Raw genomic sequence first — 17,877 nt, 5'->3', positions numbered from 1 at the left:
TTCTTAGTGAAAAAGAGCTATTAGCTTGCGCTTCTAGCTCTCTTATCCTATTACTTACGGTATGTAAAGAGAATAAAATACAACTTCTACTCTCTTTCTTTTTGCAGTATATCTTTTAATTCTTCAATAAATACATTTAAATCTTTAAATTGACGATATACAGAAGCAAAACGTACGTAAGCAACATCATCAATATCGCGAAGTTCTTCCATAACAATTTCACCAATCATATCACTTTTCACTTCTGATATACCTAAATTACGCAGTTCACGTTCCACGCTTTGTGTTACTTCTTCTAATTGTCTTAAAGATACTGGTCTTTTTTCACACGCTTTAATTAAACCGCGTAAAATCTTTTCTTTATTAAACTCTTCTCGTGTGCCTTCTTTTTTTACAACGATAAGAGGTGACTCTTCTACCCTTTCAAAGGTCGTAAAGCGACTTAAGCAGCTTTCACACTCTCTCCTTCTTCGAATAGAGCGCCCCTCGTCTACCGGACGCGAATCTAACACTCTTGTACCATTATGAGAACAGGATGGACAACGCAATTCATTCACTCCTTTACACTATACTCTTTATTTTTCTCTACTCACTTCACCTAAAATATATATACAATATTATATAACTCATTCTAACTCTCTTACCACTTTAAGTTCCAGCGCATCACTTTATCATCTCATCCTTAAAAATAAGATGGTATATAGGGCACTACCTCATTTGCAAGAGTCCAATTTATTCAACTAACGAGTACGTTATATTTTCCCTTTTTTATAAACTAAAAAAGAGGTGCATTATACACCTCTTTACATTTTAAATCAATTATGTTCTTTTTTAAAGAGCTTTTGTTTCTCTCTGCTTAATTTCGAAGCTACCAGTGCCTCGAGGAAGCTCGATGCTCTCACGCGTTTTCGCGTTTAAACCTTCTGCAATATATTCTGCAGCAACATTTGGATCAATACGATCCCCACAAGTATAAACATCAATACTTGCGTAACCGTGCTCCGGAAAGCTATGAATTGTTAAATGTGATTCTGAGATAATTACTACTCCACTTACACCTTGTGGTGCAAATTTATGGAAAGCAACCTCACGCACTTCAGCACCAGCTCTTAGTGCTGCATCCACAAATAATTGTTCAATATACGGCATGTCATTAAGCTTGTCGAAATCGCAATCCCAAAGTTCAGCGATCACGTGACGACCCATCGTATCCATAGTATCCATTCTACAGTTCCCCCTTGTAAATTTATTCTAACTGTTCGAATTGAAAACTAATTTGCAATTTGGCTTGCTCCACTACCACGGGGGAAAGTTAGTCCAGAGAGGTCCTAACCCTTTAAGTAGTGACTACGTACCTCAGCTCTTAAGTTTACGAGTGTTAGTATACTTTGTTTATTTTCATTTTGCAACAACAGTTTTTTCGATTTTCTGTCATATTTTCCTCTTTACTTTTCCCTAAAAAAAATAAACGATTCACAAATGCAGTAATCACAACGTTTCGTGGTATGTCCACTTTTTAAAATATACTTATATAATTTTTTTCCTTTTCAGAAAAAATTAAAAAAAGAGGGCAAATATCGCCTTGCCCTCTCCTCCCTTATTCACTTAAATGTGTTGCACATTTTCTTGTTTCGCTAACTCTTCAACAACTAACGTTACAAGATCTACAACACGACGAGAGTAACCCCACTCGTTATCATACCAAGCAAGTACTTTCACTTTACGATCACCCATTACCATTGTAGATAAACCATCGATAATAGCTGAGTGTGTATTTGTATTAAAGTCGATAGATACTAAAGGCTCTTCGCTGAATTCTACAATACCTTTTAACGCACCGTTTGCAACAGTTTTGAATGCATCGTTAATAGCTTCAACTGTCACATCGCGTTTTACATCTACTACTAAATCAACAAGAGACACGTTTGGTGTTGGTACACGAAGTGCCATACCATGAAGTTTTCCGTTTAAATGTGGAAGAACTTTTGCTAGCGCTTTCGCAGCACCTGTCGTTGTCGGAATGATTGATTGTCCGCAAGCACGTGCTCTTCTTAAATCTTTATGTGGGTTATCAATATTTTTTTGGTCATTTGTATAAGCGTGAACTGTCGTCATTAAACCGTTTTCAATTCCAAACTGCTCATCTAACACCTTCACAACAGGCGCTAAACAATTTGTTGTACAAGATGCATTTGAAATAACAGTATGTTTTGTAATATCTAATTGGTCTTCGTTCACACCAACTACAATTGTTACATCTTCATTTTTACCAGGCGCTGTTAAAATAACTTTTTTCGCTCCAGCTTCAACGTGAAGAATTGCTTTTTCTTTCGAATTAAATTTACCAGTTGCTTCAATTACAACTTCAACACCTAAATCTGTCCAAGGCAATTCCTTTGGATCGCGGTTGTTTAAAAGGCGAATCATTTTTCCATCAACTAATAAGTGATCTTCAAATGCTTCTACTGTTCCGTCAAACTTGCCATGAACTGTATCATATTTAATTAAGTGTGCTAACGTTTCAGATGGATAGCTTGCATTGATTGCTACAATTTCGAATGCGCTTTCTTTTATTGCTTGACGAAATACCATTCTCCCAATACGTCCAAATCCATTAATTGCCACACGAGTCATAATATGTTATCCCCCTTGAATGCGTTATACTATTTATCTCCAATCCCAATAATAGTATAACACAAAAAGGGGATATGTCACTAAGCATTTTCATTAATTTCACAATTTTTTAGTCAATAATGTTCCACTTTTTTAAAATTACCTGCAATTGTGTTTTCGTTCCCATAATTGTGCCATCATTATTTATCACTTCATCTGCATTTTTCACTTTTTCTTCTAACGGCATTTGAGATTGAATACGAGCTGTTGCTTCTTCTTCTAAAAAGTTATTTCGTTTCATTAAACGTTCTAATTGCGTATGCGGCTTAACCGCTACAACTAAAATGCGGTCAACGAGACTTGTTAATTTACTTTCAAATAAGAGAGGAATATCTAACACAACCGCTTGCATACCTTCTTTTATGTACATTTCCTTTTGCCTATTCATTTCCTCACGCACTGCAGGATGAACAATTTTATTTAACTGCAATCGTTTTTCTTCATTATAGAAAACGACACTTCCTAGTTTTGGACGATCTAGTTCTCCATCCTCTTGTAACACTTCCGTTCCAAATACTTCTACTATTTTGTTATATGCTGGTTTTCCTCGCTCTACAACTTCTCTTGCGATAATATCTGCATCAATAACCGGTATGCTCAGTTCACGAAACATTTGAGACACTGTACTTTTTCCGCTTGCAATGCCTCCCGTTAATCCAATTACTACTGTCATAATAATCCTCCTCATAATAAAAGGCGCGAAACTAATGTTCCACGCCCATACTTACATTTTCCAAATTCCAATAATGATGAGTAATACTCCAGGCAGGAATGTAAATTTTTGTAACCACTTCATATTTGATAAAACCGTTCCAAGTTTCATTCCAATAAATAAAAACAAAGAACTCATAACTGCAACTAATATCGCCATCATAGCGGGTGCATACCCTAATAAAGATGCACCAATTCCGGCACCAAATGAATCTACAGAAAGAGCTATACCAAGAAGTAATGCTTCTCCTGCAGAAATGGTGCCTGATTTATCAAAATCTGCAACAGTCGGTTTCCGTAAAATTTGAATCACTAGGCCTAGCGAGGCAATCTCTAATTTCCAGACCTTCTCCTCTTGCTTCGGTTCTTCTTTTCTCTCACTTCGAAAAAATTGATATAATACCCAAATCCCTATTCCAATAAGAACAAGCCCACCGATACGCGTTGCGATAACAGGTGAAAATACTTTCGCGATCATATGTCCAATTCCCATTGAAACAAGCATAACAGCCGCTGAACACATTCCGATAATTATAATTGATCTTAGTGGAATTCTTACGCTTCTTAAACCATATGTTAGCCCTACACTACAGCTATCTAAGCTTAATGTAAAAGCTAATAAAATAAGAGATAAATAAAGGTACATCGGTAAGCTCCTCCCTTATACATAGCTCTGCTGTATGTATATGACAAATGCCTATCCGATGTTATCTCTTTTCTATATTCTAGGCTGACAAATTGGGCAGTAATGCGTTCCTCGCCCGCCAACAACTGTTTTTTCTAATATCGTGCCACAAGTTACGCACGGCTCTCCTTTTTTCCCATATACATTTAGGAGTTCTTGGAACGAACCAATTTGCCCTTGTGAGTTGATATACGTCCGAATTGTACTTCCGCCACGCTTTACTGCTTCGCCTAGCGTTGTAACGGTAGCCTCATAAATTCGCTCAATTTCTTCTACTGTTAAAGACGAAGCTTCTCGTTCTGGATGGATTTGAGAACGGAATAAAACTTCATCTACATATATATTTCCAAGCCCTACTAAAAGACGCTGGTCCAGTAGCACAACTTTTATTTTACGATTTGTCTTTTGTAATCTTTCTTGTAAATACTGCGGTGTCATTTCAGCATCAAATGGCTCCGGACCTAAGTCAGCAAGAGGCATTTGGTTCATTTCTTCACCTTTCTTAAAGAGATGCATCGTACCAAACTTTCTCACATCTTTATAATGTAATTCCGTTCCATCTGTAAATAAGAAACGGACGTGCGTATGTTTATCAATCGGCTCATCCTCTTGATGTAATAAAAACTTACCTTCCATACGCAAATGTGAAACAATGACATAATTCGTTACATATAAAAGCAAAAACTTTCCTCTTCGCTTTATATTTTCAATCTTCTCGCCTTTTAGCATTTCTTTAAAGATTTCTGCATCATCCGGTCGTTTCACTATTTTTGGATAAGTAACAATAACATCTTCAATCGTTTTTCCTGTTACAAGATTTTCAAGTGTCCGTCTGACGTTTTCAACCTCTGGTAATTCAGGCATTTCATCACTTCCTTATTTTGCGTCGTACCAAGTTGGACCGTAAGAATAATCAACTTTCAGCGGAACTGCAAGTTCAATCGCATGTTCCATTACTTCAGGTACAAGCTGCTCTAATTTTTCGATTTCTTCTTTTGGTGCTTCAAATATTAATTCATCGTGTACTTGCAGAAGAAGACGCGCTTGTAATCCTTCTTCTTCTAAACGATCTGCCATAATAATCATCGCTTTTTTAATAATATCTGCTGCAGTACCTTGAATTGGTGTATTCATCGCTGTACGCTCAGCGAAGCTACGCAAGTTAAAATTACGACTCGTAATTTCTGGAATATAACGGCGACGATTTAATAATGTAGCTACATATCCTTTTTGTTTCGCATCTTTTACGATGTCCTCCATGTATTCTTGTACACCAGGGAAACTTTCTAAATACTTTTCAATAAATTCCGCTGCTGCTTTTCTTGTAATTCCTAAGTTTTGTGAAAGACCATAATCACTAATACCATACACAATTCCGAAGTTAACAGCTTTCGCTTGTCGTCTCATATTTGAAGTTACTTCATCTTTTTCAACGCCAAATACATCCATAGCTGTTTTCGTATGAATATCCATGTCATGTTGGAACGCTTCAACTAGCCCTTTATCATTTGCAATATGAGCTAATACACGCAGTTCGATTTGTGAATAATCAGCCGCATACATAATCCATCCTTCTTCTGATGGAACAAATGCCTGACGAATCTTTCTTCCTTCTTCTAATCGAATCGGGATATTTTGCAAGTTCGGATCCGTTGAACTTAATCGACCTGTTTGCGTTAACACTTGATTAAAGCGAGTATGAATTTTAGATGAATCTTCATGTACAACTTTCAGTAAACCTTCAATGTAAGTTGAATTTAGTTTCCCTAATTGACGATAATGTAAAATATTTGGAATAATTTCATGGTGATTCATAAGCTTATCTAGTACATCAGCTGACGTAGAATAACCTGTTTTCGTCTTTTTAATAACCGGTAAGTTTAAGTTCTCAAACAGAATAACACCAAGCTGCTTCGGTGAATTAATATTAAACTCTGTTCCCGCAAGCTTATAGATTTCCTGTTCCATTTCCTTTAATCTACCCGCAAGTTCTTCTCCCATATTACGAAGACGCTCTGTATCAACTTTTACACCCTTTACTTCCATATCAGCTAATACACGTGCAAGCGGCAATTCTAACTCTGTAAACAGTTCATATTGCTCATTCTTCTTTAACTCTTCAACGAATGTTTGCTTTACATCATATAATACATGCACTTTACGAGCCACATGCTCCGCGACTACCTTTAACTCTGGAACAGCACGCTTCGCACCTTTTCCGTAAACTTCTTCATCTGATTTCACAGCATGCGTTTCTTTCATTTTCGCTACAGTACGGAAATCTTTATCTGTATCAGCCGGGTCAAGTAAATAAGCAGCGATTAATAGATCAAAGTCAATCCCTTGCATATCTATCCCATTCCATTTCAGTGCAACGATTGCACGCTTCGCATCAAATGTATGCTTTCTCATCTCTCCATCTGCAAGCCACTCTTTAAAAGCATCTGACTTAAGAGCAATGTCTGTCTGAATAAAGTAACATCCATTTTCATTTTGAATACCGAAACCTTGAATGTCTGCTTTATGATAGTTATCTTCTTGTACTTCAACGATAAGCGCACTATCTTGCTGAAGCATTTCTTCTGTAACTTCTTCCACAATATCAAATGTAATATCATCTAATTCAGCTGGAGCTGTTTCTTCTGGCGTAACGCCTAATTTATTTAAAAGAGATGTAAATCCTAAACTCTCGAACATTGGAATGACATCACTTGCTTCATATCCTTTATACGCCATATCATCCACATGAACTGTAATCGGCGCATCTGTAATAATAGTTGCAAGATCCTTACTCATAAGAGCTTGTTCTTTATTTTCTTCCAGTTTTTCTTTTAATTTCTTCCCACTTACTTGATCTATATTTTCATACACCGCTTCAACCGTTCCAAACTGTGTTAACAATTTAATTGCCGTTTTTTCACCAACTCCTGGTACACCCGGTATATTATCTGACTGGTCTCCCATTAAACCTTTCATATCGATAATTTGCTTTGGTGATAAGCTGTATTTTTCAAATAAAGCTTCTTTCGTATATTCATCCACTTCTGTAATCCCTTTTCGCGGAATACATACAAGCGTGTTATCAGAAACAAGTTGAAGTAAATCTTTATCTCCTGAAATAACTTTTACACTTGCCCCTTGCTCACTCGCTTCTTTCGCTAACGTTCCCATGATGTCATCCGCTTCATAATTTTCTAATTCATAACGCGGTACATTGAACGCATCCAGCATCTCACGAATAAACGGGAACTGCTCTGATAATTCAGGTGGAGTCTTTTGACGTCCTCCTTTATACTCACTATACGTTTTATGACGGAACGTTGTTTTGCCTGCATCAAACGCCACTAACATATGAGTTGGCTTTTCTTCCTCTAATATTCTCATTAACATCATTGTAAAACCGTAAATTGCGTTCGTATGTATACCTTTGTCGTTATTTAAAAGCGGTAGTGCAAAGAAAGCACGATACGCGATATTATTACCATCTACTAATACGACCTTTTTTTCCAAAATTGAAACCTCCCCATACAAATTTGAAATGATTTTTTTCACAGAAAAAAACCGTTCCTTTCCTCTCTCTATATTAACATGACTAATAGAGAGAAGAAAAATAACGGCTATTTTCTTTCATATATAAAACAGACTTATATTGGCATAAAGGGAAGTGACGAGAACAGCTTAACTATTCTCGTCCAAAATTACTCCTTGGATGAAGGGGTTTTCATGTATTATATTAACAGAGCTTTATTAATATTTAATTAAGCCATTGTTAATATATTGTAAACATCCTTCATCCTATTTTTCAGTTGCTGATTTCGGTAAAACAACTGTAAACGTTGTCCCTTCTCCAACTTCACTATCTACTGTAATCGTACCTTGATGCGCCTCAACTAAATGCTTTACGATCGACAATCCAAGGCCGGTACCACCAGTATTTCTACTTCTTGCTTTATCCACCCGGTAGAAACGTTCAAAAATACGCGGAATTTCCTCTTTACTAATACCAATTCCAGTATCCGATACTTTTATATAAGCATTATATTTATCTTCCGCTAACTCTACTGAAACAACGCCTCCAGCCGGTGTATATACGATTGCGTTATTAATTAAATTAATAAAGATTTGTTTCAAACGACTTGGATCTCCAATAACAGAGGCACGTTTTAATACATTAACTTGTAAAGAGATTTCTTTTTCTCCTGCTTTATTATCAAGTACCATATGAATATCTTCAAGCAGCCCCTTCATATCAACGGTTCCCATATTTAATTTAAATCCTTGTTGTTCGATCTTCGACAAATCTAATAAATCTTCAATTAATCCTTGCATGCGCTCACTTTCTTTTAAAATAATGTGCAAGAAATGTTCGCAGAATTTTTTATTATCCATCGCTCCGTCTAAGAGTGTTTCTGAAAAACCTTTAATAGAAGTAATCGGTGTCTTTAATTCATGAGAAACATTCGCTAAAAAGTCTTTTCTCATTTGTTCTAATTTCTTTAACTCTGTTATGTCATGGAATACGAGAACAATCCCTTTCCATTCATGGTTTGTCCCGATAATCGGCGCTCCATATACTTCGAAATGCTTCCGTTCAATTCCAAGTGGCAATAACATTTGTTTACGCACTTTCACTTCTGTCATAAAGATTTCTTCTACAAGCTCAATAATTTCTGTATGATGAAACGATTCATAATATAAGCGATCTAAATATTCTTCATCTGTTACGTGGAAAGTTTCCTTATAAGAGCGGTTTACAAGGTTTATATATCCTCGGCTATCAATTAAAATCATTCCGCTTCCCATATTTTCAATTAACGTATGCAGACGATCTTGCTGCATTTCTTGTTCAAGTGTCATTTCTTGTAAATTTCGAGCTAAAATATTAATCGCTTTACTCAGCATCCCTGTTTCATCCGAATGACTTTCGTATGCACGTGCTTTATAATTACCCTTTGCCAATTCAATTGCAACTTTCGTAACCGATTCAATTGGCCTAATATATTGCCCTGTAATTTTCATACCTAAAAATACAACTACGAGACAAGCAATGACAAATCCGATAATTAATAATCCCCACGTTTTTTGATGTACGTCTCTCAAAGGATCAATTATACTTTTCACCAAAATGTATCCTTGTTTTCCTTCTACATCTTGAACGAACACCGCATGATAAAATTCATTCTTTCGATCCGTTTCTTTCGTAATCACTTTACTTCGTTGTTTTGCCACTTCCGAAGAAAGTTCTTTAATCGTCTCTGGACTAAATGCCAATTCTTGTCCTTTTCTATATTGAACTTTCTTTTTTTCATCCAAAAATACGATAGAAGCTGGTATTTTTTCTTCTAACTTTTCAAATACGTATGGATTTTTTAAGACATTATCAAACCCTTGCTCTTCTGCTAACGTCGCAACATACTCTGTCTCTTTTACCATTCTCTCTTTAGCATGATCTATATAGTAGTTTTCAAACACAGTTTCTAGTAATAAACCTAGTCCAACTAAAATAAATACAATAAGAGAAACAAATGTAAAAAGAAGCCTGGAACGAAATTTATTCATTCCCTTTTGGCTCCTCTAATTTATATCCTAAACCACGTATCGTTTTAATGTACGTCGGTTTTTTCGTATTTTGTTCAATTTTATCGCGCAAATGGCTAATATGAACATCAACAATTCGTGTATCACCAGCAAAATCGTAATTCCATACAGCACTTAGTAATTGATCACGTGTTAACACGCGACTTTTATTTTTCGCAAGATACACAAGTAGTTCAAATTCTTTTGGTGTTAATTCAAGCTTTCTTCCTTGGAAATAAGCCTCATAAAATTCCGGTAAAATTTTAAGTTCTGCAATTGTGATGCTATCTTCATCTGGCGCTTCTGCAACTTGTTCTTCTTGTTGTAATTTCGTACGACGCAAAATCGCCTTCACACGAGCAACAACTTCTCTTGGACTAAATGGCTTTGTCATATAATCATCCGCCCCAAGTTCAAGGCCTAGCACCTTATCAAACTCATCATCTTTTGCCGTTAACATTAAAATCGGCGTCATAACGCGCTGCAATCGTAATTCTTTACACACTTCCATACCATCCATTTTCGGAAGCATTAAATCTAATATAATTAAATCTGGGCGTTCTGTTGTCGCTTTTTGAAGCGCCATTTCTCCATCCATCGCTGTTATAACTTCAAACCCAGCTTGTTGTAAATTAAATTCGATTAAAGTTAAGATAAATTCCTCATCATCAACTACTAAAATACGATTGTTCATTCTTTTCCTCCAAGTTATAGACTTGAAACCTTCTTCATCCTAGTATTTTCCCCGTTATTCTCATCATACTAGAAAACAAGGTCCCTCTCAATATAATTGTCTATTCATGGAGATCGTTTGTGTAGAATTGAGAAAATAGAAGTAATTACGATTCACCTGCAACTACACAGGATTTTGCCAAACTTTATAGATTGCTCTCTCTTCTTTAAAGCTCACTTCCGTATGAACTATAAAATCTTGATTTTGTGCTAGGAAAAACGAAAGAGCATACGCTATTTTATAATCTGGTGTTTCATATCCATCAAATACTCTCCCGTACATTTCATTCGCAACCCCGTCTGCCCACACTTCAGCTTCTCTTACCGTTTCAAAGATCACGTCTTCTCTTTTCCACCTCACCTAAAAAACACTCCTTTAATTGACTTCAATTACCGATAATTATATTATTAATCTTAATATATAAATCAATAATATGAAGAGGTCTATTATGCGACTAATACTATCCATTCTATCTTTAGCAGTCACATGTATCCTTGCTTTTAACGCTCCGAGCTGGGATACGATTAAAACGGGGTGCTCAGAATTTGCTGAAGGGTTCAAAGAAGGATTCTTCAACTAAAAATAGCGCTAGCATCCTTATTAAAGGTATGCTAGCGCTATTCATATTTTCATCTTTTAAAAATTATCTAATGCTTTTTCCATAATAGAGACTGATTTAAAAGGTGGCGTTACTGTTAATGAACCTTCCACAACAGTTTCTCCTTTTTCATCATGAGCAGATACAAGCATATCAATTGTATGTTCCTCCTCAGAAACAGCCACAACTTCAAAGTGGATTTGTAACGTTTCATAATGGTGAACATGTTTCACGAATGTAAGGTCCTTTCTCGTAATATGACTTCCTGGACCCGGTAAATATTTCGTAACCGCCGTTGTAATCATTCCCGTTAGCATAATGCTTGGTACAATCGGCTTTTCATACGGAGTTTGGGATGCGTAATCATGCTGAATATATAATGGATTGGCATCATTCGTTAACCCTAAGTACAATAACAAATCTTTATCCTCAATTTTTTCAGTGATAGATAATTTCTCTCCTACTGTAATTTCATCCATTTTACGACCAATTTGAACTTTTTTCTTTAACATGTTACAACCCCCTCCGATTTTTTCACCTTATTATCCTACTAAAAGCGATACCTTATCCGAAATTTACTATGATGAGGGCAATGTATAGTATAAATCTACAGTTTCATTATAGGATATTACAAATGATAGCGTTTTCATATTATTTCAAAAAAACAATTCGGTAAATAGTAGAAAAAGATTCGGAATCCCGAATCTTTTTCACTACTATTCAATTATTAAACAAGAACTTTCATTACATTACGTACAGATTCTACAGAGCGATCTAACGCTTCTTTTTCATCTGCAAGAAGTTCTAATTCAATAATTTTTTCAATTCCGTTACCACCTAGAATTACTGGTACCCCTAAGTAAAGGTCACTATAACCATACTCACCTTCAAGGTACGCAATAGCTGGTAATATACGGCGTTGATCTTTTAAGATTGCTTCTGTCATTTCAACTAAAGAAGCTGCTGGTGCGTAATATGCACTACCGTTTCCTAATAAGCCTACAATCTCACCGCCACCTTTACGTGTACGTTCTACGATTGCTTCTAAACGCTCTTTCGGAATTAACGTTTCTAACGGAATACCGCCTGCATAAGAATAACGCACAAGAGGTACCATGTCGTCACCGTGTCCGCCAAGAACAAATCCTGTAATGTCTTTTACAGAAAGATTTAATTCTTGTGCGATGAATGTACGGAAACGAGCTGTATCTAATACACCCGATTGGCCGATTACACGCTCTTTCGGGAATCCTGCTTCTTTAAATACAGAATATGTCATTGCATCAACTGGATTTGTTAACACAACAATAATTGCATTTGGTGAATGTTTTGCAATGTCGCGCGTAATACTTTTCATAATTTTAGAGTTTGTTGCTACTAAGTCATCACGGCTCATACCAGGCTTACGTGCAATACCTGCTGTAATAACGACAACGTCAGAATCAGCAGTATCTGCGTAATCAGATGTTCCAATAATGTTAGCATCAAAACCTTGTACTGGGCTCGCTTCTAACATATCTAACGCTTTCCCTTTTGTTGGATTTTCCAGTTGTGGAATGTCCACTAATACAACATCTGCAAGTTCTTTTTGTGCTAATAAGAATGCCGTTGTTGCCCCTGTAAACCCTGCACCGATGACTGAAACCTTCTTGCGTTTGATTGTCATAATTTACCCCCCGCTTTAATTATGCGTTTTTGATTATCGCTACATCCATGTTTTTAATAAGTTCATTAGCGAACTCAGAACATTTCACTTCTGTTGCACCTTCCATTAAGCGTGCGAAATCATAAGTTACTACTTTTGAAGCAATTGTTTTCTCAACAGAAGCAGTTACTAATTTCGCAGCTTCGTTCCATCCTAAGTGTTCTAATAATAATACACCTGAAAGAAGAACAGAAGATGGGTTTACTTTATCTAAACCTGCATATTTTGGAGCTGTACCGTGTGTAGCTTCAAAGATAGCATGTCCAGTCACATAGTTAATGTTTGCACCAGGTGCAATACCAATTCCACCTACTTGTGCAGCAAGTGCATCAGAGATATAGTCACCATTTAAGTTCATTGTTGCAACAACATCGAACTCACGTGGACGAGTTAAAATTTGTTGTAAGAAGATGTCTGCAATAGAATCTTTTACGATGATTTTTCCAGCCACTTCAGCGTCTGCCATCGCTTTATTCGCTGCATCTTTACCATCTTTTTCAACGATACGATCGTATTCAGCCCAAGTAAATACTTTGTCGCCGAATTCTTGTTCCGCTACTTCGTAACCCCAGTTTTTGAAAGCACCTTCTGTAAATTTCATAATGTTTCCTTTATGAACTAATGTAACAGAAGAGCGTTTTTCGTTAATTGCATATTGAATTGCAGCACGAACAAGACGCTTTGTCCCTTCTTCTGAAATTGGCTTAATACCAATACCAGATGTTTCTGGGAAGCGGATTTTATTAACACCCATTGCTTCTTTTAAGAAAGCAAGAACTTTTTCTGCTTCTGGAGATCCTTGCGCATATTCAATTCCAGCATAAATGTCTTCTGTATTTTCACGGAAAATAACCATATCAGTATCTTCCGGACGTTTTACAGGTGAAGGAACACCTTCAAAATAACGAACTGGACGTAGACATACATATAAATCTAATTCTTGACGAAGTGCTACGTTTAGAGAACGAATACCACCGCCAACTGGAGTTGTAAGTGGACCTTTAATCGCGATTAAATATTCACGAATTAAGTTTAAAGTTTCTTCTGGTAACCACTCGCCTGTTTGGTTGAATGCTTTTTCCCCTGCAAGCACTTCTTTCCAAACGATTTTCTTCTCACCATCATAAGCTTTTTCAACTGCTGCTTCTAGTACGCGAGATGCAGCTGCCCAAATATCAGGACCAATTCCATCTCCCTCGATAAATGGAATAATCGGATTGTTTGGTACATTCATAACACCATTAGTTACAGTAATTTTTTCACCTGTCGTCAATGTGATAACCCCCATGTTTGAAATTTCATATGTATGAAACTGAGGGAATAACCCCTCAGTTCAAACCGTTAGTCAAATTAAAATATTCTAATCATTACATCTTTCCGAAAAAATCAGACTTTTGAAAGCGTATTTTCACTATCAAAATAGTGTTATTCGCTTATCGTTGTGCAATTGGAACATACACTTGATGCGTTGGTCCATTATAATCAGCACGCGGACGAATTAAACGGTTGTTTTCATATTGTTCTAGAATATGAGCTAACCAGCCTGACATACGGCTAATTGCAAAAATAGGTGTAAATAAGTCATGGTCAATTCCTAAACAATGGTATACAGAAGCTGAATAGAAATCAACATTTGGTGGAAGACCTTTTTCTTTTGTTACAATGTCTTCAATTTTGATAGACATATTATACCATTTCTCTTCTCCTAAAAGCACGCATAATCTCTTAGACATTTCACGTAAGTGTTTTGCACGTGGATCACCCTGCTCATACACACGGTGGCCAAAGCCCATGATTTTCACTTTATTTTGAAGAGCATTATGAATATATGACTCCACATTTTCTTCTTCACCAATCTCAGTTAACATCTTCATTACATTCTCATTTGCCCCACCGTGAAGAGGACCTTTTAATGCACCGATTGCTGCTGTAATACCAGAATATACATCTGAAAGTGTAGCTACGCAAACACGTGCAGTAAATGTAGAAGCGTTTAACTCATGATCTGCATGAAGTACAAGCGCCTTATCAAAAGCTTCAATTTCAACTTCATTTGGCTCGCGATCATTTAACATGTACAAGAAGTTTGCAGCTAATGATAAATCCTTTCTTGGCTCAACAATATCTAAACCTTTACGGATTCTCGCGTAAGCAGCAACTAAAGTTCCCACTTGCGCCTGTAATTTAACCGCTTTCAAATAATTGGACTTTTCGTCCATAATTTCAGCGCTCTCATCGTATAATGATAGCATGGAAATTGCAGTTCGTAAAACAGACATCGGATGTGCAATTTTTAAATCTACTTGTTTCAAATATGTTAAAATCTCACCTGGAACTTTATAGTATTCTGATACAATTTCATTAAATTCCGCTAGTTCTTTTTCATTAGGAAGCTTGCGGTGCCATAATAAGTACACTACTTCTTCAAACGTAGCATTCTCAGCTAAATCATCAATATTATACCCAACATAAGTTAATGTATCATCAATAATAGAGCTCACAGATGATGTTGTTGCTACTACCCCTTCTAAACCTCGAATAACAGTCATGACATTCTCTCCTTTTCCTGAAAATTCTCCCAACCTTGCTCCTTATATCTATTTGCTCCCCTTATGAATTATGAACGCCCGTTCACTCTTTAGGCAAGCAAAATGCACGATCATGCAAATTTGTTGCGATGTTCCCCTCTTATTGTCCATTGTTTACATGGAAAGCATGAGCGTGAATGTCTCCCCGAATCCTCACGCTCAAAACAACAAGTTAGTGAGGAAAATACATTCCGAAGAGTTTTATGATAAAAACAACATAAAACAATATCATTATAAAATTGTTTTATGTTGTTTTTATTTTATCTGGTGTAAAGTCTCTGCTGTTATGTAACTTTTCAAAGTTTCTAATCCTATTATAAACAATTATCTGACTTTTGTGAACAGAAAGAATTCAAAAATTTTATATTACTATAAAATTCCTTATTTAAACATTTGTATAATACTCATAACCGCATAGGCAATTCCAGCCCCAATTAACGGACCAACAGCAACCCCATTAAATAGCGCAACCGCTATAATTGTCCCAAAAACAAGCGCAGTTGTAATGTGAGGATCCGTTGTCAACAATTGTACGCCGCCTTTCGCTAACAAAGCGACCGCTACACCTGAAGCTAAAGCAATCCACGCATAATAAGATTTTGCCGCTTCTCCAAGTTGTTTAAAACCTATTTCCCCCGTCGCAATCGGTACGAGCACCGCTATTGTAATGACCGTTACACCTAGGTTAATTCCTTTCGTTTGTAAATAAGGAAAGACCTTATCTCCTAAAAACGTAAACTTCAATAAAAATAACACACCAATAGCCACAGTAAGCGATTGGTTTTTCGCAATAAGTCCTATAATAAGTAGTATGAATAAAAATAACGTTGACTGACTAATCATGTTTGCACTTCCTTTCTGAAAATAATGAACTCATTTCCAAACAAAAATACCTTTAAACCTATCGTTATACATGATATATCGATGCCTATTCAACATGAATCACTTCATTTTTTATGTATTTTAAAATGATAAATTGAGACTTTCACCATAAAAATTTAAGCGTGTATACATTTTAAAAAACAGGCGTCTCTTCTTTCTTTTCTAATTAGAAACAGGTAAAATAAAAAGAAGAGAAAATGAATTTTTTACCATATAGTAGAAGCATCAACACCAAGCTTTCACAGTCACTCACATACTGAAAAAGCAGGAAAAATCCATCATTCCACTATAACATAAAGTGAAACTTTAATCAGTGGGGCACACTCGTTATAAGTTGAACGAATTAGGATAATCCAAATTGGAATGGGAGGTATACATCTTTGAACCGAAACTTACTATATATGATATTGCGACTCATATTTGTCATTGTAGCAACGGTAGCTGGGTTCTATGTATTACTATACATGTCAGGGCTTATCTATCCTTTTATTATCGCTTTTGCATTTGCTTATTTGATTAATCCTGTCGTCAATTTCCTTAATCAAAAACTACAATTTCCTCGCGCACTAGCAGTACTCGTTAGCTTAATTCTCGTATTTGGAGCTATCGTTGGACTTGTTACATATCTTGTGACTGAAGCAATATCTGCCACAACATACTTACTACAACTTGTTACAGTAAAGTTTCCAGATATCGTTACATTCGCTCAGCAATTTGCACTTAATCATATTATGCCTCTCTACGATGATTTAATCTCTAAATTTAATCATCTTGGAGAACCACAGCGCTATACAATTACACAAAACATTCAAAACTTAGGAACAGAAGCGACAACACAAATGAAAGAACTTTTAACCGCCATTATAAGCGGGTTAACGAATTTCATTAGTGCACTGCCAACAACTTTAACTGTCCTTGTATTCATTTTATTAGCCACTTTCTTCATTAGTTACGATTGGCACCGTCTTGCTCAGAAAGCAAGAAAATTGCTACCGAATCGTGTACATGGCTATGGAAAAACTATTTTTGTCGACTTAAGAAAAGCTTTGTTTGGTTTTGTGAAAGCACAACTTACACTCGTATCTATGACAACTGTCATTGTACTAATCGGGCTTTTAATATTACGCGTACCATACGCCATTACTATCGCGATTATTACAGGGGTTGTAGATTTACTACCATATTTAGGAACAGGCGCAGTCTTTGTTCCATGGGTTATATACGTATTTTTCACTGGCGATACCGCATTCGCCATTGGTCTTCTCATTTTATACATCGTCGTGATTGTCCAAAGACAAATTATGGAGCCGAAAGTACTTTCATCTAACATCGGTCTCGATCCATTAGCAACACTCGTCGCTCTATTTGTCGGCTTTAAACTTTTTGGCTTTTTAGGATTAATCATCGGCCCAGTCACCTTAGTACTACTTAATACATTACACAAAGCTAATGTCTTCCATGACTTGTGGAAATATATTAAAGGTTCACCTTCAAAATAATAGTTTCTAATTCATACACAACAAAAAACTTACATGTAATCAGTGGGAAATTCCCACTGATTATTCCTTGTACTTATTTTTCATACTTATTACATAAAACAAGAGAATTGCACTCAAAAAAGATAATTCTCTTGTTTTTTTGCATGAAAAACGCATATTCCGTGGTGTTTTTACATATTTATTCTATTTATTTTATAATTATCATTTACATTTATTACTTTTTATG

General features: G+C 36.1%; 17 protein-coding genes. 2 read left to right on the top strand and 15 right to left on the bottom strand.

All coding sequences use genetic code 11. The annotated features are described in order from the left end of the window. Nucleotides 1-86: 86 nt before the first annotated feature. The 10 genes from nrdR to MR112_RS16570 form a co-directional block, all read right to left on the bottom strand. Nucleotides 87-548 carry a transcriptional regulator NrdR gene (gene nrdR, locus MR112_RS16615; protein ID WP_001203687.1) on the bottom strand — a complete coding sequence of 154 codons (462 nt, stop codon included), beginning with the start codon at nt 546-548 and terminating at the stop codon, nt 87-89. Nucleotides 549-831: 283 nt separating this feature from the next. Further along, complete coding sequence (gene speD / locus MR112_RS16610) at nt 832-1,215, bottom strand: adenosylmethionine decarboxylase (RefSeq protein WP_002003660.1); 384 nt, start codon at nt 1,213-1,215, stop codon at nt 832-834. Between the two features lie 390 nt (nt 1,216-1,605). Then, nucleotides 1,606-2,634 (bottom strand): glyceraldehyde-3-phosphate dehydrogenase, encoded by a 1,029-nt coding sequence (locus MR112_RS16605; RefSeq protein ID WP_000198974.1) that lies wholly within the window; start codon nt 2,632-2,634, stop codon nt 1,606-1,608. A 109-nt stretch (nt 2,635-2,743) separates the two neighbouring features. Next, nucleotides 2,744-3,346: a dephospho-CoA kinase gene (coaE, locus tag MR112_RS16600; RefSeq protein WP_000219314.1), complete on the bottom strand. Its 603-nt coding sequence runs from the start codon at nt 3,344-3,346 to the stop codon at nt 2,744-2,746. Nucleotides 3,347-3,397: 51 nt separating this feature from the next. Then, nucleotides 3,398-4,030: a sporulation membrane protein YtaF gene (gene ytaF, locus MR112_RS16595; protein ID WP_000281747.1), complete on the bottom strand. Its 633-nt coding sequence runs from the start codon at nt 4,028-4,030 to the stop codon at nt 3,398-3,400. A gap of 72 nt (nt 4,031-4,102) precedes the next feature. Beyond that, a complete protein-coding gene (gene mutM, locus MR112_RS16590) occupies nt 4,103-4,933 on the bottom strand; it encodes a DNA-formamidopyrimidine glycosylase (RefSeq protein ID WP_001114478.1) in 831 nt (276 codons plus the stop codon). A gap of 12 nt (nt 4,934-4,945) precedes the next feature. After that, a complete protein-coding gene (gene polA / locus MR112_RS16585; protein ID WP_000412802.1) occupies nt 4,946-7,579 on the bottom strand; it encodes a DNA polymerase I in 2,634 nt (877 codons plus the stop codon). Between the two features lie 285 nt (nt 7,580-7,864). Beyond that, nucleotides 7,865-9,628, bottom strand: a complete 1,764-nt coding sequence (gene phoR / locus MR112_RS16580; RefSeq protein ID WP_001032106.1) for a sensory box histidine kinase PhoR — start codon at nt 9,626-9,628, stop codon at nt 7,865-7,867. Further along, nucleotides 9,621-10,340 carry a two-component system response regulator PhoP gene (phoP, locus tag MR112_RS16575; protein ID WP_001065220.1) on the bottom strand — a complete coding sequence of 240 codons (720 nt, stop codon included), beginning with the start codon at nt 10,338-10,340 and terminating at the stop codon, nt 9,621-9,623. The genes phoR and phoP overlap by 8 nt, the downstream gene beginning before the upstream one ends. Before the next feature lie 162 nt (nt 10,341-10,502). Then, on the bottom strand, nt 10,503-10,739 hold the full coding sequence (locus tag MR112_RS16570; protein WP_001267383.1) for a hypothetical protein: 237 nt from the start codon (nt 10,737-10,739) through the stop codon (nt 10,503-10,505). 88 nt (nt 10,740-10,827) lie between these two features. Here MR112_RS16570 and MR112_RS28785 point away from each other — a divergent pair, with 88 nt between their 5' ends. Beyond that, entirely contained in the window at nt 10,828-10,959 is a 132-nt protein-coding gene (locus MR112_RS28785) for a hypothetical protein (protein WP_001237022.1), read from the top strand. Between the two features lie 56 nt (nt 10,960-11,015). On the opposite strand, the gene MR112_RS16565 is transcribed toward MR112_RS28785, so the two are convergent. The 5 genes from MR112_RS16565 to MR112_RS16545 all read right to left on the bottom strand — a co-directional run bounded on the left by MR112_RS16565 (nt 11,016) and on the right by MR112_RS16545 (nt 16,113). Next, a complete protein-coding gene (locus MR112_RS16565) occupies nt 11,016-11,489 on the bottom strand; it encodes a MaoC family dehydratase (protein ID WP_000914179.1) in 474 nt (157 codons plus the stop codon). A gap of 215 nt (nt 11,490-11,704) precedes the next feature. Further along, on the bottom strand, nt 11,705-12,643 hold the full coding sequence (mdh, locus tag MR112_RS16560; RefSeq protein ID WP_000153230.1) for a malate dehydrogenase: 939 nt from the start codon (nt 12,641-12,643) through the stop codon (nt 11,705-11,707). A 19-nt stretch (nt 12,644-12,662) separates the two neighbouring features. After that, nucleotides 12,663-13,955 carry an NADP-dependent isocitrate dehydrogenase gene (icd, locus tag MR112_RS16555; RefSeq protein WP_000206898.1) on the bottom strand — a complete coding sequence of 431 codons (1,293 nt, stop codon included), beginning with the start codon at nt 13,953-13,955 and terminating at the stop codon, nt 12,663-12,665. Nucleotides 13,956-14,115: 160 nt separating this feature from the next. After that, the gene (gene citZ / locus MR112_RS16550; protein ID WP_000503652.1) at nt 14,116-15,264 is read right to left on the bottom strand and encodes a citrate synthase; all 1,149 of its coding nucleotides are present in this window, start codon (nt 15,262-15,264) and stop codon (nt 14,116-14,118) included. A 387-nt stretch (nt 15,265-15,651) separates the two neighbouring features. Then, the gene (locus MR112_RS16545; protein WP_000625507.1) at nt 15,652-16,113 is read right to left on the bottom strand and encodes a DUF441 domain-containing protein; all 462 of its coding nucleotides are present in this window, start codon (nt 16,111-16,113) and stop codon (nt 15,652-15,654) included. A gap of 419 nt (nt 16,114-16,532) precedes the next feature. On the opposite strand from MR112_RS16545, the gene ytvI reads away from it, so the two are divergent. Further along, a complete protein-coding gene (gene ytvI, locus MR112_RS16540; protein WP_001081388.1) occupies nt 16,533-17,651 on the top strand; it encodes a sporulation integral membrane protein YtvI in 1,119 nt (372 codons plus the stop codon). The last annotated feature ends 226 nt before the right edge of the window (nt 17,652-17,877 follow it).

The sequence above is a fragment of the Bacillus cereus group sp. BfR-BA-01330 genome (assembly GCF_022663885.1).
In the GTDB taxonomy this organism is placed as follows: domain Bacteria; phylum Bacillota; class Bacilli; order Bacillales; family Bacillaceae_G; genus Bacillus_A; species Bacillus_A cereus.
Note: the sequence above shows the minus strand (reverse complement) of the source record. Positions and strands in the feature narration are given on the sequence as shown.

What these genes read in the sequence shown, in the direction of transcription:
- phoR (WP_001032106.1), bottom strand. Translation starts at nt 9,628, where the DNA reads ATGAATAAATTTCGTTCCAGGCTTCTTTTTACATTTGTTTCTCTTATT.
- mutM (WP_001114478.1), bottom strand. Translation starts at nt 4,933, where the DNA reads ATGCCTGAATTACCAGAGGTTGAAAACGTCAGACGGACACTTGAAAAT.
- MR112_RS16605 (WP_000198974.1), bottom strand. Translation starts at nt 2,634, where the DNA reads ATGACTCGTGTGGCAATTAATGGATTTGGACGTATTGGGAGAATGGTA.
- speD (WP_002003660.1), bottom strand. Translation starts at nt 1,215, where the DNA reads ATGGATACGATGGGTCGTCACGTGATCGCTGAACTTTGGGATTGCGAT.
- mdh (WP_000153230.1), bottom strand. Translation starts at nt 12,643, where the DNA reads ATGACAATCAAACGCAAGAAGGTTTCAGTCATCGGTGCAGGGTTTACA.
- ytaF (WP_000281747.1), bottom strand. Translation starts at nt 4,030, where the DNA reads ATGTACCTTTATTTATCTCTTATTTTATTAGCTTTTACATTAAGCTTA.
- phoP (WP_001065220.1), bottom strand. Translation starts at nt 10,340, where the DNA reads ATGAACAATCGTATTTTAGTAGTTGATGATGAGGAATTTATCTTAACT.
- MR112_RS16565 (WP_000914179.1), bottom strand. Translation starts at nt 11,489, where the DNA reads ATGTTAAAGAAAAAAGTTCAAATTGGTCGTAAAATGGATGAAATTACA.
- MR112_RS28785 (WP_001237022.1), top strand. Translation starts at nt 10,828, where the DNA reads ATGCGACTAATACTATCCATTCTATCTTTAGCAGTCACATGTATCCTT.
- coaE (WP_000219314.1), bottom strand. Translation starts at nt 3,346, where the DNA reads ATGACAGTAGTAATTGGATTAACGGGAGGCATTGCAAGCGGAAAAAGT.
- MR112_RS16545 (WP_000625507.1), bottom strand. Translation starts at nt 16,113, where the DNA reads ATGATTAGTCAGTCAACGTTATTTTTATTCATACTACTTATTATAGGA.